The organism is Nocardioides sp. B-3, assembly GCF_024703895.1.
Taxonomy (GTDB): domain Bacteria; phylum Actinomycetota; class Actinomycetes; order Propionibacteriales; family Nocardioidaceae; genus Nocardioides.
Map to the genome: position 1 here is coordinate 2,097,659 of NZ_CP087968.1, position 23,917 is coordinate 2,121,575.

Sequence of the window (23,917 nt, forward strand, 5' to 3'; positions counted from 1 at the left end):
CGGCCCGACACGGTGGTCTCGTAGGCGAGGCGGCTGGTGGCGCCGTCCTGCCAGATGACCGGGGTGGTGGGCTCGACGTTCTCGACCGAGTCGACCTGTCCGCGTGCGATCTCGACGGCCCGGTCCTGCGACAGCGTCGGGTCGACGGAGGCGACGTCGACGGGGGCCGTCTGGGCGACCTCGGAGTTGAGGACCGTGCCGTCGGCACCGGTGACGACGACGAAGTCGCCGCCGACGACGGGCAGGCCCCGGTGCAGACGCTCATAGGCGACGGAGACCGTGCCGTTGCCGCCCCGGAAGGTGGCTGAGCGGACGAGTCTGTCGCCCTCGGCCAGCTTGACCTTGCCCTCGTGCCCGGGCGATCCACTGGGCCGCCTTGTCGTTGGCCGCCCGGAGCGAGCTGGGCTCGTCCTGTACGGCGTTGGCTGGCGCCACGGAGGTCATCGGCATGGCCGGGGTTGCGGCCGACAGGGCCAGTGCGGCCAGTCCTGCCAGTCGTGGAGTGCTCGCGAGTGAGCGGTTCACGGGGGTTCCTCTCCTTCATGGCCGGGTCTCGGCCACCGGATGCGACGGCGGGGTCACCGGCGCACTGCACAAACTGGCAACGCGAGAGTGCGCAGGTCTATGGAGAGGGCCTTGCAGGAAGATGCAATGCGAGAACTTGTAGAACCGCTCAGCGCCTGAGTCGCACCGAGCTGCTGGTGATCGCCGGTCCGGCGGTGCTCTTGGGCAGGACGACGCGGTAGGTGCCGCGGCGGAGGTTGACCACGACCACGTCCTTCGGGCCGCGGGTGCGGACGCGCTCGATCTTGCGCCAGCGCTTGCCGACCTTGCGCTGGATGACGACGCGGTAGTTGCTGGTCGAAGAGTCGGGGCCGACGTCGATGCGCAGCCTCGACTTCTTCTTCACGGCCTTCGTGGCAACGGTGCGACCTGCCGGCTCGCCGACGGGCGGCGGCGGGGTCGCGGGGGCGGTGACGGTGATGAGGGAGACCGCGGCGGTTGGGTCCCGGTTGCCGTAGGCGTCGGTGGCGCGGACCGAGATCTGGTGCTTGCCCGGAGTGAGCTTGACTCGGGTGCCGCCCCGGCAGGCGAACCCGGGGTTCGAAGTCCCAGCGGCACTCGAAGGTGGCGTTGGGCTCGTCGGCGGAGAAGGTCACGTGGATGACGTCGTCAGTCGTCGCGGTCGCCGGCGCTGAGGTGATCTTGGTGTTGGGCGCCGTGGTGTCGACGTAGATCGTCACCTGAGGTTGTGCGATCAGCCGATGATTGCCCGGTGTCCCCGGGGAGTTGATGGCATAGACGTAGACGGGTTGCGCGCCCGTCTTGGTCGTTGTCAGTCGCTGGCTGAAGCCCGGCCTGCCGTCGGAGCGGAGGCCGCTGGTGTTGAAGATGTGGCGCTCGACGCCGGGGGTGTCGTAGTTCCCCCGATGTAGACATGGATCTCGACCGGTGCCGTGGGCGCGTTGGGGTCGCTGCCCCAGCCGGCGACGTCGATCGTGCGGTGGACGGAGGAGGAGATCGACTCGAGGGCCCCCGAGGGCGACGGGTCGGCGATGACGACCCGGCCGGTCCCGAGAGCAATGCCGGATCTCCGCCCCGGGTGTCGATGCCGTAGACCGCCCGGGGCTGGTCGCCGACGACGGCGAAGTCGAGGAGCCTGTCGAATCCGTGGAGGTCGCCAGCGGACGGGTAGGTCGCTCCGACGTCCGGCCGGGACAGCTTGGCCTCGCCGATGTTGATTCCCTGACCGCCGACGTAGACGTGGATGGTGACGAAGGCGCCCGGCTGGTCGGGGTCGATCGCCCAGCCCGCGACCCGGACCCTGCCCGGTTCGGGGCTGTCGAAGATGTCGACCGCGCCGGTCGGGACAGTGGCACTGGCCGGCGCCGCGACGACGACCTGCAACAACCCCGCCAACAGCGCGACCACGCTGACGCGCACGAGCATGGCGACAACGCGCATGTGCTTCCCCCCGGAGCAAGACCCGATTCTGGAGCACAGGGTACGCCGCGAGCCGCCTCTGCAGGGATTCAGACGGCCGCCGCGGCGGCCACTGGGGCGGCCGCGACCTCCGACGCGTGCTCGGGATCGACCGGGCCGGACGTCACGCGGATGTGCGGTGAGCGGGCGTCGCCCGGGAAGAACGGCGAGCCACCGGCGACCCGGATGCCCTCGGCGGCCGGGTGGAGGAGGGCAGCGCGCTCGTCGAGCACGGGCAGCCACAGGTTGATGCCGTCGGGCGTGCTGACGGCCATGCCCGGGTCGGCCAGTCGCGCGGTCAGGTCGCGCTGGCGGCCGAAGTACTGTCGCCGCGCCTCCGACACCTCGTCCATCGACCGGGCCCGGGTCAGCAGGTCGTGCAGGATCGTCTGCACCATCCGCGACGTCCACCCCGGACCCAGCATCCGCCGCGCCACGAGCGCGTCGACCAGCTCGGCCGGTCCGCCCGGGGCAGCGATGCGCAGGTCGGGGCCGTGCGACTTGGAGAAGCTGCGCACGTGCACGACGCGCTGCGGGATGTGGGAGCCGAGCGAGACGTCCGGGCTGGTGCTGATCGCCCCCGAGTGGTCGTCCTCGATCACCCACGGCATCGGTTCCTTGCGGCGTCGCGACAGCACGCCGGCGAGCTCGCGCGCCCGGTCGGGAGACATCGAGATGCCGGTCGGGTTCTGGGCGCGCGGTTGCAGGACCACCGCCACTGGGCGCGCCCCCAGCGCCGTACGCAGGGAAGCGGGACGAATGCCCGAGTCGTCCGACTCCACGGGCACGATCTCGGCGCCGAGCGACTCCACGAGGTCGTAGAACGGCGGGTAGCCGGGGGACTCGAGCACGACCCGGTCGCCGAGGTGGACGCACTGCTCGAGCACGCGCACAATGCCGTCGGTCGCGCCGTCGACGACGGTGATCGCCTCGCTCGGGTAGGGCCACGTCGCGTCCGGGACGTCACGCAGCTGGGGCAGCACCGGCTCGTCCCGGTAGACGCCCGTCCCCGCGCGGGCCGACACCCGCCCGAACGCGGGCCCGAGGCTCGGCAGCAGCTCCGGGTCGGGGGTGCCGCGCGACAGGTCCATCCGCAGGCCCGCTGGGCTCGCGCCGACCAGTCCCCGCTGTCGTGGGCTCAGCCGGGCACGGGGCGTCTCGCGCACGAAGGTGCCCGAGCGTCCTCGCGAAACCACGACGCCCGTGCCACGGCGAAGCGCCTGCCACGCGGAGCTGACGGTGGCCGGGCTGACGCCGAGCTCGGCGGCGACCTCGCGCACGGTCGGCAACCGGTCGCCGGGCCCGAGCTCACCGGCCCGGATCGCCCGGCCGAAGGCGCCGGCGATGCCCCGGGGGTGACCGGTCGACGAGCGTGGCGAGGTCGGGCGAGCTCACCATCAGGGCTCCGATCGTGCCGCCGACGGCGGCTGCGAATTTACGCTCGGGAAAGGCATAGGAAATGTTCAAGCAAGAGGATAACGTTCCGGGCGGCAGCGTAGCCAACACCCGCGGAGGACATTCGATGACGACCGTCAGGGCAGCGATCACCCAGACCACGTGGACCGGTGACAAGGACTCGATGCTGGACAAGCACGAGCAGTTCGCGCGAGATGCGAAGGCGCAGGGCGCCCAGGTCATCTGCTTCCGGGAGCTCTTCTACGGCCCCTACTTCGGCATCACCGAGGACAAGAAGTACTACCGCTTCGCCGAGCCCTCCGACGGCCCGATCGTGCAGCGCTTCGGCGCTCGCCAAGGAGCTCGAGATGGTGATGATCCTGCCCATCTACGAGGAGGACATGACCGGCGTCTACTACAACACCGCCGTCGTCGTCGACTCCGACGGCACGATCCTCGGGCAGTACCGCAAGCACCACATCCCGCACCTCGACCGCTTCTGGGAGAAGTTCTACTTCCGTCCCGGCAACGGCGGTTATCCCGTCTTCGACACCGCGGTCGGCAAGATCGGCGTCTACATCTGCTACGACCGGCACTTCCCCGAGGGATGGCGCGAGCTGGCCCTCAACGGTGCGCACATGGTGTTCAACCCCAACGCCACCAAGCCCGGTCTGAGCAACCGCTTGTGGGAGGTCGAGGGACCGTGTGCCGCGGTCGCCAACGGCATGTTCGTGCTGCAGCCCAACCGGGTCGGCCGCGAGGACAACGAGTACGGCGAGCTGGCGGTCGACTTCTACGGCACCAGCCGGGTCATCGACCCGCGCGGCAACTTCGTCGGAGAGCGCGGCTCCGGCGAGAAGGAGGAGATCCCGGTGCGCGACCTCGACCCTGGACATGGTGCAGGAGATGCGCGACGACTGGCAGTTCTACCACGATCGCCGGCCCGACTCCTACGAGAAGATCGCGCAGGCCTGACATGTCGACACTGTTGATCAAGGGCGGGACGGTGGTCAGCGCCACCGGCCGCACCGATGCCGATGTCCCGGTCGACGGTGAGCGCATCGTCGCCGTACTCGCTCCGGGATCGACGTTGCTCGGACACGACCTCGCCTCCAGCGTCGACACCGTCATCGACGCGTCGGGGAAGTACGTCATCCCCGGCGGCATCGACGCCCACACGCACATGGAGCTGCCCTTCGGCGGCACGCAGGCCAGCGACACCTTCGAGACCGGCACCACGGCGGCGGCGTGGGGAGGCACCACCTCGATCATCGACTTCGCGGTCCAGAAGTACGGCGAGGCGGTCGAGACCGGGTTGGCGGCCCGGCACGACAAGGCCGGCGGCAACTGCGCGATCGACTACGGCTTCCACCAGATCATCGGCGGCGTCGACGAGCAGTCGCTGAAGGCGATGGAGACGCTGGTCGACGAGGGCATCAGCAGCTACAAGCTGTTCATGGCCTATCCCGGCGTCTTCTACTCCGACGACGCGCAGATCCTCAAGGCGATGCAGAAGGCCGCCGAGCTCGGGCTGATGACGATGATGCACGCCGAGAACGGCCCGGCCATCGACGTGCTCGCCGAGCAGCTCTACAACCGGGGCAAGACCGGGCCCTACTTCCACGGCATCGCCCGCGCCCGGCAGATGGAGGAGGAGGCCACCCACCGCGCGATCATGCTCGCCGACCTCACCGATGCACCGTTGTACGTCGTGCACGTGAGCGCCAAGCAAGCGGTGGCCCAGCTGGCCGCGGCCCGCGACCGCGGCAAGAACGTCTTCGGCGAGACCTGCCCGCAATACCTCTACCTGTCGCTGGAGGAGCAGCTCGGTGCGGGCGGCAAGGACGGCTTCGAGGGTGCGAAGTGGGTCTGCTCGACGCCGCTGCGCTCGCGCGAGGAGGGCCACCGGGGACGCCATGTGGCAGGGGCTGCGCACCAACGACCTGCAGATGGTCTCGACCGACCACTGCCCCTTCTGCATGAAGGACCAGAAGGAGCTCGGGGTCGGTGACTTCCGGGCCATCCCCAACGGCATCGGCTCCATCGAGCACCGGATGGACCTGCTCTACCGGGGCGTCGTCACCGGCGAGCTGACGCTCGAGCGCTGGGTCGAGCTCACCTCGACCACGCCCGCGCGGATGTTCGGGGCTCTACGGCACCAAGGGCGTGATCGCGCCCGGCGCCGACGCCGACCTCGGTGGTCTACGACCCCAACGGCCACACGTCCATCGGGGTGGACAAGACACACCACATGAACATGGACCACTCGGCCCGGGGAGGGCTACGAGATCGATGGGCACGTCGACGTCGTGGTCTCTCGCGTTTCCGTGGTCGTCTCCGACGGCACCTTCCACGGCCGCGCCGGCCACGGCAAGTTCCTCAAGCGCGGCCTGACCCAGTACCTCTCCTAAGGAGCTCGCATGGATTTTGGTGTCGTCCTGCAGACCAACCCGCCTGCGTGGCGCACGGTCGGTCTGGCCAAGCAGGCGGAGGAGCACGGCTTCGACTACGTCTGGACCTTCGACTCGCACCTGCTCTGGCAGGAGCCCTACGTCATCTACTCCGCGATCCCGGCCGCGACGCACCGCGTCGTCGTCGGGCCCATGGTGACCAACCCGGCCACCCGCGACTGGACTGTCACCGCGTCGGTCTTCGCCACGCTCAACGAGATGTACGGCAACCGCACCGTCTGCGGCATCGGTCGCGGCGACTCCGCCGTGCGCGTGCTCAACGGCAAGCCGACCACGCTCAAGGACCTCCGCGAGGCGACCCACGTCATCCGCGAGCTCGCCAACTGCCGGCCCGTCGAGGTCAACGGCACCACCCTGCAGTTCCCGTGGGCGAGGACCTCCGAGCTGGGGGTGTGGATCGCGGCATACGGACCCCCGGCGCTCAAGGCGGCAGGTGAGGTCGGTGACGGCTTCATCCTGCAGCTCGCCGACATCGACATCGCGACGTGGATGATCGCCGCGGTGCGCGACGCCGCCGAGAAGGCCGGCCGCGATCCTGACGCGATCACCTTCTGCGTCGCCGCGCCGATGTATGTCGGGGACGACTGGGCGCACATGCGCGACCAGTGCCGCTGGTTCGGCGGCATGGTCGGCAACCACGTCGCCGACATCGTCGCGAAATACGGGGACAGCGGCGACATCCCGCAGGCTCTGACCGACTACATCAAGGGTCGCGAGGGCTACGACTACAACGAGCACGGCCGCGCCGGCAACACCCACGCCGACTTCGTGCCCGACGACATCGTCGACCGCTTCTGTGTGCTCGGCACGCCCGAGGACCACATCGCCAAGCTCGAGGCGCTCAGGGCGATCGGCGTCCACCAGTTCGCGGGCTACCTCCAGCACGACAACAAGGAGGAGACCCTGCGGGTCTACGGCGAGACGATCATGCCGGAGCTGCGCGACCACGTCGTCGCAAAGGCGTGATGCCGATGCTCAGGAGTCTCCGCGCGGTCCTGCTGGGCGCCCTCGGCGTCCTGCTCGTGGCCGCGGCGTGGGACCTCTACAAGGCCTTCGGCCCCGAAGAGGGCGTCCTCGTCGGGGAGCGCACCCTGATCCTGCCGCGGGCCACCGACCTCGCCATGCCGCACACCCGGGAGATGGTGCGGCGACTCTTCGAGCCGGCCACGGGGCTGCTCGGAGCGCCGACGGCATTCGAGGCGGTGGTCGACGCGGCCTCCTTCACGCTCGGGATCGCCGCGCGGCTGGACCGTGGGGGTGGTCGTCGGCCTGTTGCTGGCGCTGCTGATGACCCGCTTCAGGATCGCCGAGTCGGGGCTGCTGCCGTGGATCGTCCTGAGCCAGACCGTCCCCCTGATCGCGATCGCTCCGCTCGTACGCCGATGGGGAGCCCAGATCGAGATCGGCTCCTTCACCCGGGAGAACGAGCACTCGGTGGCCCTGATCGCGGCCTACCTCGCGTTCTTCCCGGTCTCGATCGGAGCCCTTCGCGGGCTCAAGTCACCGGCCCGCACGCACCTCGAGCTGATGCACACCTACGGCGTCGGCTGGTGGCGCACGCTGCTCACCCTCCGGCTGCCGGCGAGCGTGCCGTTCCTGCTGCCCGCGCTCAGGCTCGCCGCGGCCAGTGCGGTGATCGGGTCGGTCGTCGCCGAGGTCTCGATCGGCCTGCGTGGCGGCATCGGCCGGATGGTCGTCGAATACGCCCAGTCCGCCGGCGGTGACCCGGCCAAGGCGTGGGCGCCGATCTTCGGCGCGGTCGCGGTCGGCCTCGTCGCGGCGGGTGCCGTCGGCCTGCTCACCCTTGTCCTGCGCCCGTTCCGACTGACGGAGACCAGCCGATGAGCCCCACCACCGACCTGTCGACTGCAGCGATCGAGGTCGCCGGTGTCGACCGCGTCTTCCGCACCCGACGCGACGAGGTCGTCGCCCTGCGCGACGTCTCCGTCAGCGTCGCGGCCGGGGAGTTCGTCTCCCTGATCGGACCCAGCGGGTGCGGCAAGAGCACGTTGCTGCGACTCGTCGCAGACCTCGACACCCCCACGTCCGGAAGGATCTCGGTCTTCGGCAAGACCACTCGTCAGGCCCGGCGCGACCGGGACTACGGCATCGCGTTCCAGCAGGCCGGCCTGCTGCCGTGGCGCACGGTCGCCTCCAACATCGAGCTGCCGCTCAAGCTGCACGGCGTGGGTGCGGACGCGCGCAGGGCCCGGTCGAGCGAGCTGCTCGAGCTCGTCGGGCTCCGGGACTTCGGCAAGCACCACCCCGACCAGCTCTCCGGTGGCATGCAGCAGCGCGTCGCGATCGCCCGCGCCCTCGCCGAGAGCCCGCGGCTGCTGTTGATGGACGAGCCCTTCGGTGCCCTCGACGAGATCACCCGCGAGCGGATGCAGAACGAGCTGGTCCGCATCTGCCGCGAGACCGGTGCCGCCGTCCTGTTCGTCACGCACTCCATCCCCGAGGCGGTCTTCCTGTCCGACCGAGTGGTCGTGATGTCGCCGCGGCCCGGCCGGATCGTCGACATCGTCAGCGCCTCCAGCATGGGCAGCTCCCACGACCGCACCGACGAGGTCCGTGACGCGGCCGAGTTCTTCCACGCGGTGGCCGCCGTGCGCGAGCACCTGCACGGTGCCCCCGTCGCCAGCGTCCGGGGGTCGAGAACAGATGAGCGCGGTCCTCACCCCGGAGGTCACGACGCGACCTCGGTTGCGGCTCAAGGACCTTCGCCTCGGCACGGTCCTCGCACCGCTGGCGGTGGGCGCGGTCTTCCTCGGCGGCTGGCAGCTCGCGGTCGACGGGCTCGGCATCGACCCCTACATCGTCCCCGCCCCCGAGCGCGATCTGGGACCCGGGTCGTCGCGGGCCGGGCCAACATCGTCGGCGGCATGTGGGTCACCGGCCGCAATGCCCTGATCGGGATGCTGGTCGGCGGAGTCGTCGGCGTGCTCGGTGCCGTCCTGTCGAGCCCGGTCAAGGTGATCGACCAGATGGCGGTGCCGATCGTGGCCGCGCTGTCGGTGGTGCCGATCGTCGCGCTGGCGCCCGTGCTCTACACGATGTTCGGCGCGGCCGTCGACACCGGCCGGATCATCGTCGCGGCGATCGCGGTGTCGATCCCGGTCTACCTCAACACCCTGCGCGGGCTGCGCCGGGTCTCGACCGTGCACCGGGAGCTGATGTCGGCGTACGCCGCTTCGCCCTCCCGGGTGATCCGGACGGTCACGCTGCCGACCGCAACGCCCTATGTCTTCACGGGCCTGCGCATCGCCTCTTCGCTCGCGGTGATCTCGGCCCTGATCGCGGAGTACTTCGGCGGGCCCGTCGGTGGACTCGGCAAGGCGATCACGTCGGCCGCGGCGAGCAGCAACTACCCGCTGGCGTGGGCCTATGTCACCGGCTCCATCGTCCTCGGCCTCGCCTTCTACGTCGTCACCCTGCTCGTCGAGCTGTGGTTCGCCCGACACGCCCCCGGCGCCTGATCAGCCCCATCACATCCCACCCCGAGGAGAAGAAGATGAGAAGGAACCTCAAGATCGGCGTCGTCGCCATGGCGCTCGCCCTGACGGCCACTGCCTGCAGCGGTGACGACGGAGACCCGGACAGCGACGCCGGCTCCGGTTCCGGCGACCTGACGCCGGTCTCGCTCCAGCTGCAGTGGGTGGCGCAGGCGCAGTTCGCGGGCTACTACGCCGCGGTCGACCGGGGGTTCTACGAGGACGAGGGCCTCGACGTCACGATCGAAGAGGGTGGCCCCGACATCGTGCCCCGGGACGTGCTCGCGGCCGGCGACGTCGACTACGCCATCTCGTGGGTGCCGAAGGTGCTCGGCTCGATCGAGCAGGGCGCGGGCATCACCGACGTCGCCCAGATCTTCGAGGCGCAGTGCGACCACGCAGATCTCCTTCAAGGACAAGGGCATCGAGTCGCCCGCCGACCTCGAGGGCAAGAACGTCGGCAGCTGGGGCTTCGGCAACGAGTGGGAGCTGTTCGCCGGCATGCAGGACGCCGGCGTCGGCCTCAAGGACATCAGCCTCGTCCAGCAGGCCTTCGACATGAACGCCTTCCCGGCCGGCGACATCGACGCCGCGCAGGCGATGACCTACAACGAGTACGCCCGGGTCCCGGAGTCGGTCAACCCGGACACAGGCGAGCTCTTCCAGCCCGAGGACCTCAACGTCATCGACTGGAACGACGTCGGCACGGCGATGCTCCAGGGACGCCATCTGGGCCTCCACCGAGCGTCTTGACGACGAGGCGTACGCCGATCAGACGGTCGCCTTCATCAAGGCCTCCATCAAGGGCTGGGCCTACGTCCGCGACAACCCCGAGGCCGGCGCCGAGGCCGTCACCGCGGCAGGCTCGCAGCTCGGCACCAGCCACCAGCTGTGGATGACCAACGAGATCAACAAGCTGATCTGGCCCTCCACCAACGGCATCGGCGTCATCGACGAGGCCGCACCGGGACCAGACGGTCGAGATCGCCCTCAACACCGAGAACGAGACCGGAGCGACCATCATCAGTGACGCGCCGCCCGAGTCGGCGTACACGAATGAATATGTCGAGGAGGCCCTCGACGAGCTGCGTGACGAAGGGGTCGACGTCGACGGCGCAGACTTCGCTCCGATCGACGTCACCCTCACCGAGGGCGGAAACTGACATGACCGACGACCTCGATCGCCGCGCCGTCGAGCTGGACCGTGCGCACGTCTTCCACTCGTGGTCGGCGCAGGGGTCTCTCGCGCCGATGGTGGTGGCGGGCGGGCTCGGCTGCCGCGTGTGGGACCACGCCGGACGCGAGTGGCTGGACTTCTCCAGCCAGCTCGTCAACGTCAACATCGGGCACCAGCACCCGCGCCCGGTCGCGGCCATCCGAGAGCAGGCCGCGATCCTGACCACGATCTCCCCGCCGACCGCCAACCTCGCGCGGGGCGAGGCCGCCAGAGGATCACCGACCTCGCGCCCGACGGCTTCCACAAGGTCTTCTTCACCAACGGGGGAGCCGACGCCAACGAGAACGCCATCCGGATGGCGCGCCAGTTCACCGGCCGCGACAAGGTCGTCTCGACCTACCGCAGCTATCACGGCAACACCGGCTCAGCGGTGGTGGCGACGGGCGACTGGCGGCGCGTGCCCAACGAGTACGCCCGGGCGCATGTGCACGTCTTCGGGCCCTACCTCTACCGGTCGGAGTTCTGGGCGACCACGCCGGAGGAGGAGTCCGAGCGCGCGCTCCAGCACCTGCGGCGGGTCGTCGAGGCCGAGGGGCCGACCTCGATCGCCGCGATCCTGCTCGAGACCGTGCCCGGCACGGCGGGCGTGCTGATGCCGCCGCCGGGCTACCTCGAGGGAGTGCGGGCGCTGGCCGACAAGCACGGGATCATGCTCATCCTCGACGAGGTGATGGCCGGCTTCGGGCGCACGGGCGACTGGTTCGCCTTCGATGCCTATGACGTCGTCCCCGACCTGATCACGTTCGCGAAGGGCGTCAACTCGGGCTACGTCCCGGTGGGCGGCGTGGTCATCTCCGACCCGATCGCCGAGCACTTCGACGAGCGGGTCTTCCCGGGTGGGCTGACCTACAGCGGGCACCCGCTCGCGATGGCCTCCATCGTTGCCTCGATCGACACCATGGCCGATGAGGGGATCGTCGACAACGCTGCCCGGGTCGGCGCCGCCTGACTCGCTCCGGGTCTTGCGGAGCTCGCCGACAAGCACGCGCTCATCGGGGAGGCGCGCGGCCGGGGCGTCTTCTGGGCGCTCGAGCTCGTCGCCGATCCCGACACCCGGGAGCCCGTCGCGCCGGCCGTGATGGGGCGCGCCAAGGCCCTGCTGCTCGAGCGGGGACTGCTGCCCTTCCCGGCCGACAACCGTATCCATGTGGTGCCACCGTGCGTGGTCACCGACGACGAGGCCAACGCGGCGCTGGCCATCTACGACGACGCATTCACCCTGCTCACCAAGGAGCTGTCATGAGTACAGAACTGCCCGTTCTCGACCACTGGATCGACGGAGCCGCCAGCGCCGGTTCCTCCGACCGGATGGGCGACGTCTTCGACCCCGCCCGCGGGGTCGTCCAGAAGCACGTCCGCTTCGCCTCTGCCGCCGACGTCGACAACGCCGTCGCCGTCGCCCGGAAGGCCTTCTCCTCGTGGGGGCAGGCCTCGATCGCCAAGCGGCAGGCGGTGATGTTCAAGTTCCGCGAGCTCCTCGCCAGTAGGCAGGGCGAGCTGGCCGCGATCCTCACCTCCGAGCACGGCAAGGTGCTCTCCGACGCGGGCGGCGAGATCGCCCGCGGGCTCGAGGTCGTGGAGTTCGCGTGCTCGCTGCCGCACCTGATCAAGGGCTCGATGTCGGAGAACGTCTCCACCGATGTCGACGTCTTCTCGCTCAAGCAGCCGCTCGGCGTGGTCGGCGTGATCAGCCCCTTCAACTTCCCGGCCATGGTGCCGATGTGGTTCTTCCCGATCGCCATCGCGACCGGCAACTGCGTGGTGCTGAAGCCGAGCGAGAAGGACCCGTCGGCGGCCAACTGGATGGCCGAGCTGATGGCCGAGGCAGGCCTGCCGCCCGGTGTCTTCAACGTGGTCCACGGCGACAAGGAGGCCGTCGACGCGATCCTGACGCACCCCGACATCGCGGCGATCTCGTTCGTCGGCTCGACGCCCATCGCGCGGCACGTCTACGAGACCGCCACCGCCCACGGCAAGCGGGTCCGGGGCCCTCGGCGGCGCCAAGAACCACATGCTCGTGCTGCCCGACGCCGACCTCGACCTCGGTCGCCGACTCGGCCGTCAACGCCGGCTTCGGCTCCGCCGGTGAGCGCTGCATGGCGGTCAGCGTCGTGCTCGCGGTCGACTCGGTCGCCGACCCGCTGATCGAGAAGATCACCTCACGGATGGCCACGCTGAAGATCGGCGACGGCACCCGAGGCACCGACATGGGCCCGATGATCACCCGCGAGCACCGCGACAAGGTCGCGTCCTACGTCGACGTGGCGGCCACCGACGGCGCCGACGTGGTCGTCGACGGCCGGGGGCACGAGGTGGACGGCGATGCCGAGGGGTTCTGGATGGGCCCGACGTTGCTCGACAAGGTGCCGACCTCCTCCGACGCCTACAACGACGAGATCTTCGGCCCGGTGCTGTCGATCGTCCGCGTCTCCGGCTACGAGGAAGGCCTCGAGCTGATCAACTCCGGCCCCTACGGCAACGGCAGCGCGATCTTCACCAACGACGGGGAGCGGCTCGTCGCTTCCAGCGCGAGGTCGAGGCCGGCATGGTCGGCATCAACGTGCCGATCCCCGTCCCCGTCGCCTACCACTCCTTCGGCGGCTGGAAGGCCTCGCTCTTCGGTGACGCCAAGGCCTACGGCCCGCACGGCGTCGACTTCTTCACCCGCGAGAAGGCGATCACCCAGCGCTGGCTCGACCCCTCGCACGGCGGGCTGAACCCGGGGTTCCCGCAGCACACCTGAGCGGCCGCCTGAGACCCGGCACCGAGCTCCGGCCCTGAACTTTCACTCGTACGAGTCGAAGTTCAGGCGGCTGAACGCGAGCCCACGCTCAGCACCCGATGGAGTTCCACTCGTGCGAGTGGAACTCCATCCAAAGTCGTTCTTGGTGCTCGTCTGGGCCAGCTGCTCGAAGCGCTCGACGCCCGAGATGGCCGCCAGCTCGCGGGCCGCGGTGAGGAAGTCGGTCTCCTCGGCCGAGCCGGCCGGGTGGACGAGCCGGAAGGCGACGGTGTGGCGGATCATGCCCGGAGCCTAGGGGCCTCAGCCGAGCAGGCCCCGTGCCGCGAGCTCGTCCGCGACGCGCTGCCCGTACGCCGCGTGGCCGGCGGCGCTCAGGTGCAGCCGGTCGGGCAGGTAGGAGAGCGCCCACGCGCTGGTGTCGATGAACGCGACGCCGTACTCCTCGGACAGGGAGGCCAACGTCGTGTTGACCCGCTCGACGGAGGCGGCGCGAGACGGTGCGGAGGCCGGGCCGACGACCACGACAGGGCGAGAGCCGAGCGACGCGATGAGCGAACGGAACCCGGCGCGGATGTCCGCGGTCGGCTGGTCGAAGTCGTTGAGGCCGCCCGCGACGATGACGAGCCCGGCGCCGCGGGCAGCGGGGGCGCGGGTCGCGAAGGCATGGTCGCCGCAGTGGCTCGCGCCTCGGCTGAAGCCGGACCCGGAGAAGCCCGCGACCCGCACTCGGGCAGGAAGCGAGGACGGCCACGACCGACCCGGGTCGGGGAGTCCCAGCCCGACCGTCCACGAGTCGCCGATGACGGTGACCGGGACCCCGGCACCCGTGACGATCCGCGCGCGAGCCGCAGCATCCACGGCATGCCGGGCGCACAGGGCGGCGTCCGAACCGCGGGCCCGGGTGGTCGTGAAGAAGACCGCGATCAGGACCGCGGCGAGCAACACGACCAGCACGTGGTGCAGGCTCGGTCGCAGGATCACCGGGCAAGTCTGCGCGTCCGGTCGAGGCGCCGTAAGGCAAATGGAGAATCTTTCCCCCAGCCGGAACAACGTCCGCGAACCCTGCGTTGACCCCCGTGAACAGACTTGAGTTGATCCGACTCAACTTGTTTGCCAGAATCGCCGCAGTCGCGGCAGGATGGCGACAGCTCCAGACAAACAGACTTTGTATCCCGGGAGGTACACCCCATGGCTCGTGCGGTCGGCATTGACCTCGGTACGACGAACTCCGTCGTCTCGGTCCTCGAAGGTGGCGAACCCACCGTCATCGCCAACGCAGAAGGCGCTCGCACCACCCCGTCGGTGGTCGCGTTCGCGAAGTCCGGCGAGGTCCTCGTCGGCGAGGTCGCCAAGCGGCAGGCCGTCACCAACGTCGATCGCACCATCCGTTCGGTCAAGCGCCACATGGGCACGGACTGGACCGTCGACATCGACGACAAGAAGTTCACCCCGCAGCAGATCAGCGCTTTCGTGCTGCAGAAGCTCAAGCGCGACGCCGAGGCCTACCTCGGTGAGACCGTGACCGACGCCGTCATTACCGTCCCGGCCTACTTCTCCGACGCCCAGCGCCGGGCGACCAAGGAGGCTGGCGAGATCGCGGGCCTCAACGTCTCCCGCATCGTCAACGAGCCGACCGCGGCCGCGCTGGCCTACGGCCTTGACAAGGGCGACGACCAGACGATCCTCGTCTTCGACCTCGGTGGCGGCACGTTCGACGTGTCCCTGCTCGAGATCGGCGAGGGCGTCGTCGAGGTCAAGGCGACCTCCGGCGACAACCACCTCGGTGGTGACGACTGGGACAACCGTGTCGTCGAGTGGATGGTCAAGAAGTTCAAGGACAACAACGGTGTCGACCTCGCGGCCGACAAGATCGCCAAGCAGCGCCTCCGGGGAGGCCGCCGAGAAGGCCAAGATCGAGCTGTCGTCCTCGAGCGAGACCACGATCCACCTGCCCTACATCACCCACGGCGAGGGCGGCCCGCTGCACTTCGAGGAGAAGCTGACGCGCAGCGAGTTCCAGAAGCTGACGGCCGACCTGCTCGACCGCACTCGCGAGCCCTTCAAGTCCGTGCTCAAGGACGGCGGCGTCGAGGTCGCGAAGATCGACCACGTCGTGCTCGTCGGTGGCTCCACCCGCATGCCCGCGGTGAGCGAGCTCGTCACCGAGCTGCTCGGCGGCAAGCAGCCCAACAAGGGCGTCAACCCCGACGAGGTCGTCGCCATCGGCGCGGCCCTGCAGGCCGGTGTCCTCAAGGGCGAGGTCAAGGACGTGCTGCTCCTCGACGTCACCCCGCTCTCCCTCGGCATCGAGACCAAGGGTGGCGTGATGACCAACCTCATCGAGCGCAACACCACGATCCCGACCAAGCGCTCGGAGATCTTCACGACCGCCGACGACAACCAGCCGTCGGTCGAGATCAAGGTCGCCCGGGGCGAGCGCCAGCTGTGGTCGCAGAACCAGCCGCTGGGCAACTTCGAGCTCACCGGCCTGCCACCGGCCCCGCGTGGCATCCCGAAGATCGAGGTCACCTTCGACATCGACGCCAACGGCATCGTGCACGTCTCCGCCAAGGACCACGCGTCCGGTCGCGAGCAGTCGATGACGATCTCCGGCGGTTCGGCCCTCTCCAAGGACGAGGTCGCCCGGATGGTCAAGGAGGCCGAGCAGTACGCCGAGGAGGACGCCAAGCGTCGCGAGTCCATCGAGGTCCGCAACCAAAGCCGACAGCCTCGTCTACTCGACCGAGAAGTTCCCGGCCGAGAACGCCGAGAAGATCCCCGAGGACGTCAAGACCGAGGTCCGGGGCGACGTCGACTCGCTCAAGGAGACCCCGGCCAAGGAGGACGCCTCCGCCGAGGACCTCACCGCTGGTGTCACCAAGCTCGGCGAGTCCAGCCAGAAGATGGGTGCCGCGATGTACGCCGCAGCGGACGCCGAGAACGCCGGTGACGCCAGCAGCGCCGACGAGGCTGGTTCTGCTGACGGGGCCGACGACGACATCGTCGACGCCGAGATCGTCGACGAGCCCACCGAGGGTGACGCTGCCGAGGGTGAGTCCAAGTGACTTCATCCTTCGGGGACGAGGCAGCCGAGATGGCCAACGAGACCGAGGTCGAGGTGCCCGTGGAGGGCGCCTCGGCCTCGGCCGGCACCGAGACCGCCGGCGAGCACATCGACTCGCACGCCGAGGACATCAGCGGCGTCGACAACCTTCTCGAGGAGGGCGGGCCGCTCGAGCCCCCGGGACATCGCCGAGGTCGAGGGCGAGCCGACCCCGTCGGCGGACGACCAGCTGGTCGAGCGGGACCGCCGATCTCCAGCGCCTGCAGGCCGAGTTCCTCAACTACAAGCGCCGTGTCGATCGTGACCGGGCCCTGATCGCCGACAATGCGACGTACAAGGTGCTCCAGCCGATCATCGAGGTGCTCGACACCATCGACCGCGCCCGCGAGCACGGAGAGCTCGAGGGTGGCCTCAAGGCGGTCGCCGAGCAGCTCGAGCGGATCGTGACCGGCCTCGGGCTGACCCGGTTCGGCGAGCCCGGCGACGCCTTCGACCCGACGCTGCACGAGGCGCTGAGCCACATGGGCGCCGACCCCGAGGTCGAGGTCGTCACGGCCAAGGTGGTGGCGAAGGCCGGCTACAAGATCAACGACCGGGTCGTGCGCGCCGCCCGTGTGCTCGTGGTCGACCCGGCCGAGGGCTGAGCTCTGCGTGGCTGAGAACAGTTTCCGCAACGACTGGGCCACCAAGGACTTCTACGCCGTCCTCGGCGTGGCCAAGGACGCGAGCGCCGACGAGATCAAGAAGGCCTATCGCAGGCTCGCGCGCGCCAACCACCCCGACTCCAACCCGGACGACGCGAAGAAGCACGACGTCTTCAAGAAGGTCGCCGAGGCCTACGACGTCATCGGCGACGCCGACAAGCGCAAGAAGTACGACGAGTTCCGCTCGGTCTCCGCGGGCGGCGGCTTCCCCACCGGGTTCAACCGGGGCGGCGCCGGCCGGGGCGGCTTCGACGTCAACGATTTCCTGCGCGACCGGGGCGCGGGTGGCGGTGGCGGCTTCGGGGACATGTTCGGCGACCTGTTCGGTGCGGGTCAGCAGCGCAACCGCCGGGGTCCGCGACCGACCAAGGGAGCAGACCTCGAGGCCAGCACCACGCTGCCGTTCGAGGAGGCCCTGAACGGCACGACCATCTCGTTGCGGCTGACGTCCGACGCTCCCTGTGCCACCTGCAAGGGCACCGGCGGCAAGCCGGGCACCCGACCGCACATCTGTCCCACGTGCGAGGGTGCCGGGTTCATCGTCGCGGGCATGGGCGGCTTCTCGATGAACGAGACCTGCCCCGCCTGCGGCGGTCGTCAGCTCGTGTACGACGAGGCGTGCCCCACCTGCCACGGCTCGGGCCACGGTCCGTCGACCCGGACGATCCAGGCGCGTATCCCGGCCGGTGTGAAGGACGGCCAGAAGATCCGGCTGCGCGGCAAGGGCGGCAAGGGTGAGAGTGGCGGCCCCGCCGGCGACCTGATCGTCACCGTGCGCGTCGGCTCGCACCCGGTCTTCGGCCGCAGCGGCGACAACCTCACCATCGAGGTGCCCGTCTCCTTCGACGAGGCCGCGCTCGGCGCGGACATCAAGATCCCGACGCTCGGTGGTCAGCCGGTCACGTTGAAGATCCCGGCCGGCACCCCCAACGCCCGCACCTTCCGGGTGCGCGGCAAGGGCGTCGCCGGGGAAGGACGGCACTGTGGGCGACCTGCTCGCGACCGTCGCCGTACAGGTGCCGGCGACCCTCGGTGACACCGCGCGCGAGGCCCTCGAGGCCTACCGCGCGGCCACCGGCCCGTCGTCCCTGCGTGCCAAGCTCCTGACGGACGCGCAGTCATGACGGGTTTCGGCGGCCCTGCGCCCGACGCGGCGGTCTACGTCATCAGCGTCGCCGCCGAGCTGACCGGGCTGCACCCGCAGACCTTGCGCACCTACGAGCGGATGGGCCTCATCACGCCCGGCCGCACCGCCGGTGGTGGGCGACGCTACTCCCACCACGACCTCGAGCTGTTGCGTGAGATCGCCGACCTCACTGCGCACGGCATCGGCATCGAGGGCGTACGCCGCATCCTCGACCTCGACAACCGGGTGACCGCGTTGCGTCTGCGCAACCGGGACCTGCAGGCCGAGCTCGAGGTCACCCGGGCGGCGCTGCGCCGGGCCCGGATCGCCGCCGGCACCGCGCACCCCAACACGCTGCCCGTGCTCCGTCACTCCGTGACCGGTCAGTCGGTCGTGGTCTGGCGCCCCAGCTGACGTCAACCCGCCGGGCCGGAGAGGCCCAGCTGGCGACCGAGCTCGGCCGCCACGACGTGGCTCCGTGTCAATGAGATGTGCGAACCGTCCCGGTAGACCACCACGCCGCCGGCGACGAGGCGGGCAACGGTGCTCGGCACACACCGGGTCCGTGACATCGACAGAAGCGAGCACCGGTGCGCTGCGCAGCAGCCCGGGTGAGCGCGTTGCCGGTCGTGGAGACGGACTGTTCCCGCTGGGTGCATGTCGCCATCGTCGACCGCGGCGCGGTCAGGCAGTCGCCGGGTCGAATGTCGCGGGCGGTGATGTCTGAGATGACTGTGACGCGTGGCGACAGTCGACGGAGCCGCGCCCGGGCTCGACGTCGCACCGGACGACCATGCACCGTCCACGGTCTGGCCGTCGGGTGGAGCCATCTCCAGCAGGCTGCGATAGGCGACCACGACCACGTCGGGCTGCAAGTCGCGCAGCTGCCGCAGGGCCCGGGCCCGGAAGGGCGTGCAGGTCGGGTGGGGCAGCCCGCGGTGCAGTTGGACGACGTCGAAGGGGGCGCACCCCATCTTCATCAGCGGCACCACCCTGAAGCCGTGGTACTGGCCGAGCAGGTCCGGGGGGCGGGAGCCACATCCCGGCGTGCGAGTCGCCGTACAGCGCGACGGTGCGCGTCGCCCGCCGGTCGCCCTCGTTGCACACGCTGTAGCTGGTCTGCTCCCAGTCAGCGTGGCAGGCGTACTTCAGGTGCCACGAGTCGCGGCGCAGGTTGTCGAAGTTGACGAGCGGGAACGGGATGGCACGGTCGGCGTCCGCCTGCTCGAGTGCGTCCCGGATCAGCTGGCCGATGTCGGGCTCCGCCAACTTCTCGGTCCGTCGATCGGAGTGGACGCCTTCGGCGGCGCTGGCCACCGCAGGGTCGAGGACTCGGTCGGGGTTGCCTCGGATCCGCGCCTCGAAGGCGGACGTCGCGTGGGCGTGGGCCCACGTCGCCGTACCCAGCACGAGGAGCAGCGTGACCGGCCAGAGGGCCAAGGCCCGGACCCCGTGGACGACCGAGAACCGCTGATGACGGATCGGGTCCTCGAGGAGATGGAAGCTGAGTACGGCGGCGCCCGAAAGCACCACGACCAGCATCGCCGACTCGAGCGCACCGGGCGGGTGACCCAGCTCGTAAGCCCCGAGCACCAGCACCGGCCAGTGCCACAGGTAGAGCGAGTAGGAGAGGTCGCCGACGTACCGCATCGGCCGGACCGTCAGGATGCGAGCCATCCCGATCGACCCACCTGCCCCCGCAGCGATGACTGCCGCAGTGCCGAGGACGGGAAGCGCGGCGCGCCATCCCGGGAACGGCGTGGATGCGTCGAACGTGACGACGGCCAGCCCGATGGTGGCGAGGCCACCCAGTGCCAGAGCCCGGCGGGACCACGCGCGCAGGCGGACCAGCTGATGTCCGGCCAACGCCAGCAACGCGCCGGTGGCCAGCTCCCGGGCGCGGGTCACGGAGGAGAAGTAGGCAGCCACCGGCTCGGCAGACGTCAGGGCAACGGACCATCCCAGTGAGCCGAGCCGGGCGAGACCCACGACCATCCGGGTGAACCGTTGCCGGCGCTTCAAGCTCAGCGCGAACACCGGGGCCACCACCAGCGGCCACACCGGGTAGAACTGCTCCTCGACCGCCAGTGACCACATGTGCTGGACCGGTGAGGCCGCACGGGTGTCCTCGAAGTAGTCGGTGCCCGGGCGGGAGAAGTGGATGTTGGCGGTGAACAGGGCCGCCGACCTGACATCGTCGACGACCTCGGAGACGCGGGTGAGTGGCAGCCGCAGGGCGGCAAACACCGCCGTCGCCATCAGGACGAGCCCGGCGGCAGGAAGGATCCGACGCGCTCGTCGGGCGTAGAAGTGGCCCAGCCTGACCCGTCCGGTCGTGGTCGCCTCGTGCAGGAGCAGGGACGAGATCAGGAAGCCCGACAGCACGAAGAACACGTCGACACCGACGAAGCCACCGTCGAAGCCGGGCAGGTGGACATGGCCGAGGATCACCACTCCCACGGCGATCGCACGCAGGCCCCGGATGTCGGGCCCGGGCGACAGGGGAGGCAGCGGGGGCTCCATACCTGATGGTCCGGGTTTGGGTATGGCCCCGGATATACGCACAACTGCGTAGCGGCGCGGAGTAGCGTGATGTGGGCTGGGAGGCGCCCATGAAGACCGACCGTCGAATCGTCGAGTGGATCGACCTCGTCGGCGACCTCCTCCAGCGGCCGCAGGACGCGTTCCCGGTCGCGACCATCGCGACGCAGCTCAACCGGACGTTCGCGGTGGGGGCAATCTCCCCGGAACTGGCGCGAGCACTCCGGACGCTCGGGCGTGCAGCTCTGGCCGTCGATCGACCTCGCCGCCATCGCCCACCTGACTCCCATCTGGGCGGAGGACGGTGGTGAGCGCTACCACCACGACTTCGACCCAATCCTCATGCGGCACCCGCTCCTGCAGTGGTTCGTCATCACCCGGGACCCGGCGCCGCAGAGCACGGGCCGGGTGCCCGGGGCGCTCGTGCCGAGCTGCGACTGGCGTCTCATCGACGACTACCTCAAGCCGGTCGGGGGCGAGCAGCAGCTGTCGATTCCGTATCTCCCGGACGGCGGCAGGCACGGAACCTTCATCCTCAGCCGTGCCACCGACGACTTCCGGGACGACGACCTCGAGCTCGCCGGCCACCTCCGGGGATTGATCCGCGGCCTGTACCTGCTCACCGGCCCCGTGGCGTACGGCGCCGTGAGCTGCGGATCTGCTGACAGGTCCGGCCTCACCGCGACTGAGCTCGCCGTGCTCCGCCATCTGGCCGACGGGCACACCGCCTACGGGATCGCGCTCCGCCTCGGAGATGGCGCCGCGCACCGCCAGCAAGCACCTCGAGCACATCTATCGCAAGCTCGGCGTCACCAATCGGCTCACGGCCGTCACCGCAGCCCGGGAGGCCGGCATCCTCACCGCCACAACGTCAGGTCCTCAGTACGCCGCGTTGCGCGACGGTGAGGAACAGCGCGCCTGACAGGTCGGCCCCGCAGGGTCCGCGCCGCGCAGGTCGGCGCCGAGGAGGTCGGCGTCGGTGAGGTCGCACTCGCGCAGGTCGACGCCGAGCATGGTCGCGCCGCGAAGCGCGGCGCCACGCAGGTCGAGAGAACGCAGGTCGCGCCCGGCCGTGTCCTGCCCCGCGAGGTCGAGCGCGTCGGGCCAGCCCGCACGGACGGCGCGGCTGGTGGCCGTGAGGACTCCGCCGACGTCGGCTCGCAGCTCGTCGATGTCGATGGTCAGCAGCTCCTCGGGCGTGCGCCCGATCAGGTCGACGATGCGCTCGAGCCGGGTGGCGGCGGAGGGTTCGTTGCGGCGTACGGCCTCGTCGAGCAGCGCGAGCACCTCGTGCAGCTGCCGCATCACCGACAGCACGGCGGCCATCTCGCCGAGGTTGTCGTGCTCGCGCCACGAGACCCCGGCGTAGGTCACCTGCGACACCTGCTGGCCGGCGCCGAAGCAGTCGAAGGCGACACAGCCCGACCAGCCCTGCTCGGTCAGGTTGGCATGGATGCCGCACCGGTCGTCGGCCGTGAGGTTGTCGCACGGGGCGCCCGCCGGGCTTGGTGACCGGGAAGCTCTCGCCCTTCTGCATGGGCAACAGCACGCAGCACAACGCGAAGCACCGCGTGCAGTCGGCCTGCAGGACGGGGAGGTTCACTCGACCGCCTGTGACGCGAGGAAGGCGTCGACCTCGGCCGCCGTCGGCGCCGTCGCGGGACCGCGGCGGGTCACCTTGATCGCCGCCGCGGCGTTGGCGCGACGGCAGCCCTCGACCCAGTCGGTGCCGGCGGCGACCTCCGCCATCAGCGCACCGGTGTGGGTGTCGCCGGCGCCATTGGTGTCGACCGGTGTCTGCGGGAAGCCGGGCACGACGGTGGTCTCGCCGTCCGCGAAGACCGCGCAGCCGGCGGCGCCGTCGCGCACGATCGTGATCGCGTCACCGCGCAGCAGCGGAGCGACCGCGGCGGTCACGGCCGCGAGGTCGTCGGCCTCAGGCGTGCCCGGGATGTCGGCGGCCTCCTCCCGGGTTGCTCGACCAGACATCGGTGAACCCCAGCATCTCCTCGCGTACGGCGGGGAGAGGCCCGCAAAGGCAGAGCCCGGATCCGGGACGACCACGACGCCCTCGTCGAGGGTGCGCAGCCAGGGCGAGCAGGGGCTCGCCGGTCTGTGCGAGCGCGAGCGAGAACCCGGTCACGCAGACGAGGTCGCCCGCCTTCGGCGCCGACGTGGCGAGCGACTCCACGGTGATCTCGCGCTCGGCCCCCAGCGTCGTGACAGAACGTGCGCTCGGCGCTCAGGCTCGATCAGGACGACGCAGATGCCGGTGTCGTGACCGGGGATGGGCGGGGCGCTCAGGCCGATGCCCTCGTCGGCGAGCGCGTGCCGGACCGGGGTCGCCGTGCGGGCCGGTCCCGTGGGCCCCGGCGTGCACGCACTCGGCACCGAACCGGGCGGCCGCGACGAGCACGGTGACGGCCCCACCGGCGTAGTCGGTGACCGACGTCGCCATCACGTTCTGCCCGCGCTCGGGCAGGTCGGGCACCTCGACCACCACGTCGACCGGGGCCCGGCCGGTGTGGATCACCCTCGTCACGCCAGCACCTCCGCGGCCGTCGCGATGGTGATCTGCGGCGGGTAGAGCCCCATCACGTGCAGCGCCGCCGCCCGGTTCTCCGGCGTAGAACCCGCGCAGGCATCGGACACGATCGTGATCGTGGCGCCGGCATCGGCGGCCGCGAGCGCGGTCGAGATGACGCAGCAGTCGGTGGCGACGCCGGCCAGCACGAGGTGCGGTGTGGGGCCGGTGACCGCTTCCAACGCCGGCCACTTGCCGAAGGTCGGTGCGGTGACGACCGTGGCGGCCGGGTCCTGCAGCTCGTCGACGACGTCGAAGAGCCGGTCGTCAGGTGCCACGTCGGCGAACGGCCATGCCTCGAGGTACGGCGCCCAGCTGCCGTGCGCCGGGGCGGGGGCCACCCAGCGTGTGACCACGGTGCGGTCCCCTGCGACGGCGGCGAGTCGCCGTGCACGGGATCGAGGATGTCGGCGAACATGGGCGAACCCCACGGGCTGTCGGGGGCGGCGAAGATGCGCTGCGGGTCGATCACGACCAGCCGGGCGTCGGGATGCATGGGCCTACGATGTCAGGGAATCGCCGTTCCGGCGCGCTGGGCGCCCGTGTCCACACTCTTGACAAACAGAGGCAATTTG

The 23,917-nt window shown here is 70.2% G+C and carries 28 protein-coding genes and 6 pseudogenes; 20 read left to right on the plus strand and 14 right to left on the minus strand.

Annotated features, from left to right (window positions below):
• Positions 1-261: 261 nt before the first annotated feature.
• From LP418_RS13845 to LP418_RS13865, 5 genes are all read right to left on the minus strand, one after another.
• Positions 262-525, minus strand: a complete 264-nt coding sequence (locus tag LP418_RS13845; RefSeq protein WP_257956711.1) for a hypothetical protein — start codon at positions 523-525, stop codon at positions 262-264.
• Positions 526-673: 148 nt separating this feature from the next.
• Positions 674-910 (minus strand): hypothetical protein, encoded by a 237-nt coding sequence (locus tag LP418_RS13850; RefSeq protein WP_257956712.1) that lies wholly within the window; start codon positions 908-910, stop codon positions 674-676.
• 263 nt (positions 911-1,173) lie between these two features.
• On the minus strand, positions 1,174-1,965 hold the full coding sequence (locus tag LP418_RS13855) for a hypothetical protein (protein WP_257956713.1): 792 nt from the start codon (positions 1,963-1,965) through the stop codon (positions 1,174-1,176).
• A 68-nt stretch (positions 1,966-2,033) separates the two neighbouring features.
• Positions 2,034-3,263: an aminotransferase class I/II-fold pyridoxal phosphate-dependent enzyme gene (locus LP418_RS13860; protein ID WP_257956714.1), complete on the minus strand. Its 1,230-nt coding sequence runs from the start codon at positions 3,261-3,263 to the stop codon at positions 2,034-2,036.
• A 28-nt stretch (positions 3,264-3,291) separates the two neighbouring features.
• Positions 3,292-3,531 carry a hypothetical protein gene (locus LP418_RS13865; RefSeq protein WP_257957331.1) on the minus strand — a complete coding sequence of 80 codons (240 nt, stop codon included), beginning with the start codon at positions 3,529-3,531 and terminating at the stop codon, positions 3,292-3,294.
• Positions 3,532-3,562: 31 nt separating this feature from the next.
• Between LP418_RS13865 and LP418_RS13870 the strand changes: the two are divergent.
• From LP418_RS13870 to LP418_RS13925, 13 genes and pseudogenes are all read left to right on the plus strand, one after another.
• Positions 3,563-4,370: pseudogene (locus LP418_RS13870) on the plus strand (nitrilase-related carbon-nitrogen hydrolase).
• Positions 4,355-5,389 (plus strand): amidohydrolase family protein, encoded by a 1,035-nt coding sequence (locus LP418_RS13875; RefSeq protein ID WP_257956715.1) that lies wholly within the window; start codon positions 4,355-4,357, stop codon positions 5,387-5,389. Before LP418_RS13870 ends, LP418_RS13875 begins: the two are co-directional and overlap by 16 nt.
• The gene (locus LP418_RS13880; RefSeq protein WP_257956716.1) at positions 5,358-5,633 is read left to right on the plus strand and encodes a hypothetical protein; all 276 of its coding nucleotides are present in this window, start codon (positions 5,358-5,360) and stop codon (positions 5,631-5,633) included. Before LP418_RS13875 ends, LP418_RS13880 begins: the two co-directional genes overlap by 32 nt.
• A 165-nt stretch (positions 5,634-5,798) precedes the next feature.
• Positions 5,799-6,815: a TIGR03842 family LLM class F420-dependent oxidoreductase gene (locus LP418_RS13885; RefSeq protein WP_257956717.1), complete on the plus strand. Its 1,017-nt coding sequence runs from the start codon at positions 5,799-5,801 to the stop codon at positions 6,813-6,815.
• A 285-nt stretch (positions 6,816-7,100) separates the two neighbouring features.
• The gene (locus LP418_RS13890) at positions 7,101-7,694 is read left to right on the plus strand and encodes an ABC transporter permease (protein ID WP_257956718.1); all 594 of its coding nucleotides are present in this window, start codon (positions 7,101-7,103) and stop codon (positions 7,692-7,694) included.
• Positions 7,691-9,328 carry an ATP-binding cassette domain-containing protein gene (locus LP418_RS13895; protein WP_257956719.1) on the plus strand — a complete coding sequence of 546 codons (1,638 nt, stop codon included), beginning with the start codon at positions 7,691-7,693 and terminating at the stop codon, positions 9,326-9,328. Before LP418_RS13890 ends, LP418_RS13895 begins: the two co-directional genes overlap by 4 nt.
• A 68-nt stretch (positions 9,329-9,396) precedes the next feature.
• Positions 9,397-9,714, plus strand: a pseudogene (locus tag LP418_RS33450) (ABC transporter substrate-binding protein); the annotation flags it as partial.
• Entirely contained in the window at positions 9,596-10,096 is a 501-nt protein-coding gene (locus LP418_RS33455) for an ABC transporter substrate-binding protein (protein ID WP_442940270.1), read from the plus strand. The pseudogene LP418_RS33450 and the gene LP418_RS33455, both read left to right, overlap by 119 nt.
• Before the next feature lie 142 nt (positions 10,097-10,238).
• Positions 10,239-10,373: a hypothetical protein gene (locus LP418_RS13905; RefSeq protein WP_257956721.1), complete on the plus strand. Its 135-nt coding sequence runs from the start codon at positions 10,239-10,241 to the stop codon at positions 10,371-10,373.
• 221 nt (positions 10,374-10,594) lie between these two features.
• Positions 10,595-10,693 (plus strand): annotated as a pseudogene (locus LP418_RS13910) (hypothetical protein); the annotation flags it as partial.
• A complete protein-coding gene (locus LP418_RS13915; RefSeq protein ID WP_257956722.1) occupies positions 10,648-11,529 on the plus strand; it encodes an aminotransferase class III-fold pyridoxal phosphate-dependent enzyme in 882 nt (293 codons plus the stop codon). The pseudogene LP418_RS13910 and the gene LP418_RS13915, both read left to right, overlap by 46 nt.
• 129 nt (positions 11,530-11,658) lie before the next feature.
• Complete coding sequence (locus LP418_RS13920; RefSeq protein WP_257956723.1) at positions 11,659-11,823, plus strand: hypothetical protein; 165 nt, start codon at positions 11,659-11,661, stop codon at positions 11,821-11,823.
• Positions 11,824-11,831: 8 nt separating this feature from the next.
• A pseudogene (locus tag LP418_RS13925) lies at positions 11,832-13,323 on the plus strand (CoA-acylating methylmalonate-semialdehyde dehydrogenase).
• A 42-nt stretch (positions 13,324-13,365) separates the two neighbouring features.
• On the opposite strand, the gene LP418_RS13930 reads toward LP418_RS13925, so the two are convergent.
• A complete protein-coding gene (locus LP418_RS13930; RefSeq protein ID WP_257956724.1) occupies positions 13,366-13,605 on the minus strand; it encodes a hypothetical protein in 240 nt (79 codons plus the stop codon).
• An 18-nt stretch (positions 13,606-13,623) separates the two neighbouring features.
• On the minus strand, positions 13,624-14,304 hold the full coding sequence (locus tag LP418_RS13935) for an SGNH/GDSL hydrolase family protein (RefSeq protein ID WP_257956725.1): 681 nt from the start codon (positions 14,302-14,304) through the stop codon (positions 13,624-13,626).
• Between the two features lie 207 nt (positions 14,305-14,511).
• Here LP418_RS13935 and dnaK point away from each other — a divergent pair.
• The 5 genes and pseudogenes from dnaK to LP418_RS13960 all read left to right on the plus strand — a co-directional run bounded on the left by dnaK (position 14,512) and on the right by LP418_RS13960 (position 18,631).
• Positions 14,512-16,388 (plus strand): annotated as a pseudogene (gene dnaK / locus LP418_RS13940) (molecular chaperone DnaK).
• A 29-nt stretch (positions 16,389-16,417) separates the two neighbouring features.
• Positions 16,418-16,702 (plus strand): hypothetical protein, encoded by a 285-nt coding sequence (locus LP418_RS13945; protein WP_257957332.1) that lies wholly within the window; start codon positions 16,418-16,420, stop codon positions 16,700-16,702.
• Entirely contained in the window at positions 16,648-17,031 is a 384-nt protein-coding gene (grpE, locus tag LP418_RS13950) for a nucleotide exchange factor GrpE (protein WP_257957041.1), read from the plus strand. Before LP418_RS13945 ends, grpE begins: the two co-directional genes overlap by 55 nt.
• Positions 17,032-17,038: 7 nt before the next feature.
• The gene (locus tag LP418_RS13955; protein WP_442940198.1) at positions 17,039-18,127 is read left to right on the plus strand and encodes a DnaJ C-terminal domain-containing protein; all 1,089 of its coding nucleotides are present in this window, start codon (positions 17,039-17,041) and stop codon (positions 18,125-18,127) included.
• Positions 18,128-18,211: 84 nt separating this feature from the next.
• The gene (locus LP418_RS13960) at positions 18,212-18,631 is read left to right on the plus strand and encodes a heat shock protein transcriptional repressor HspR (RefSeq protein ID WP_257956726.1); all 420 of its coding nucleotides are present in this window, start codon (positions 18,212-18,214) and stop codon (positions 18,629-18,631) included.
• Positions 18,632-18,633: 2 nt separating this feature from the next.
• Here the strand turns inward: LP418_RS13960 and LP418_RS13965 are convergent, their stop codons facing one another.
• Both LP418_RS13965 and LP418_RS13970 read right to left on the minus strand, forming a co-directional pair.
• Positions 18,634-18,771, minus strand: a complete 138-nt coding sequence (locus LP418_RS13965) for a hypothetical protein (protein ID WP_257956727.1) — start codon at positions 18,769-18,771, stop codon at positions 18,634-18,636.
• 130 nt (positions 18,772-18,901) lie between these two features.
• Positions 18,902-20,740 carry an acyltransferase family protein gene (locus tag LP418_RS13970; RefSeq protein ID WP_257956728.1) on the minus strand — a complete coding sequence of 613 codons (1,839 nt, stop codon included), beginning with the start codon at positions 20,738-20,740 and terminating at the stop codon, positions 18,902-18,904.
• Between the two features lie 89 nt (positions 20,741-20,829).
• Here LP418_RS13970 and LP418_RS13975 point away from each other — a divergent pair, with 89 nt between their 5' ends.
• Both LP418_RS13975 and LP418_RS13980 read left to right on the plus strand, forming a co-directional pair.
• On the plus strand, positions 20,830-21,069 hold the full coding sequence (locus tag LP418_RS13975; RefSeq protein WP_257956729.1) for a hypothetical protein: 240 nt from the start codon (positions 20,830-20,832) through the stop codon (positions 21,067-21,069).
• On the plus strand, positions 20,996-21,664 hold the full coding sequence (locus LP418_RS13980) for a hypothetical protein (protein WP_257956730.1): 669 nt from the start codon (positions 20,996-20,998) through the stop codon (positions 21,662-21,664). The genes LP418_RS13975 and LP418_RS13980 overlap by 74 nt, the downstream gene beginning before the upstream one ends.
• On the opposite strand, the gene LP418_RS13985 is transcribed toward LP418_RS13980, so the two are convergent.
• The 5 genes and pseudogenes from LP418_RS13985 to LP418_RS14005 all read right to left on the minus strand — a co-directional run bounded on the left by LP418_RS13985 (position 21,638) and on the right by LP418_RS14005 (position 23,838).
• The gene (locus LP418_RS13985; RefSeq protein WP_257956731.1) at positions 21,638-22,141 is read right to left on the minus strand and encodes a pentapeptide repeat-containing protein; all 504 of its coding nucleotides are present in this window, start codon (positions 22,139-22,141) and stop codon (positions 21,638-21,640) included. The genes LP418_RS13980 and LP418_RS13985 overlap by 27 nt on opposite strands.
• Positions 22,142-22,357: 216 nt before the next feature.
• Positions 22,358-22,747: a carbohydrate kinase family protein gene (locus LP418_RS13990; RefSeq protein ID WP_257956732.1), complete on the minus strand. Its 390-nt coding sequence runs from the start codon at positions 22,745-22,747 to the stop codon at positions 22,358-22,360.
• Positions 22,695-22,949 carry a hypothetical protein gene (locus tag LP418_RS13995; protein ID WP_257956733.1) on the minus strand — a complete coding sequence of 85 codons (255 nt, stop codon included), beginning with the start codon at positions 22,947-22,949 and terminating at the stop codon, positions 22,695-22,697. Before LP418_RS13995 ends, LP418_RS13990 begins: the two co-directional genes overlap by 53 nt.
• 51 nt (positions 22,950-23,000) lie before the next feature.
• On the minus strand, positions 23,001-23,300 hold the full coding sequence (locus tag LP418_RS14000) for a hypothetical protein (protein WP_257956734.1): 300 nt from the start codon (positions 23,298-23,300) through the stop codon (positions 23,001-23,003).
• Positions 23,297-23,838 (minus strand): annotated as a pseudogene (locus tag LP418_RS14005) (cysteine hydrolase family protein). The gene LP418_RS14000 and the pseudogene LP418_RS14005 overlap by 4 nt, the downstream one beginning before the upstream one ends.
• Positions 23,839-23,917: the final 79 nt, after the last annotated feature.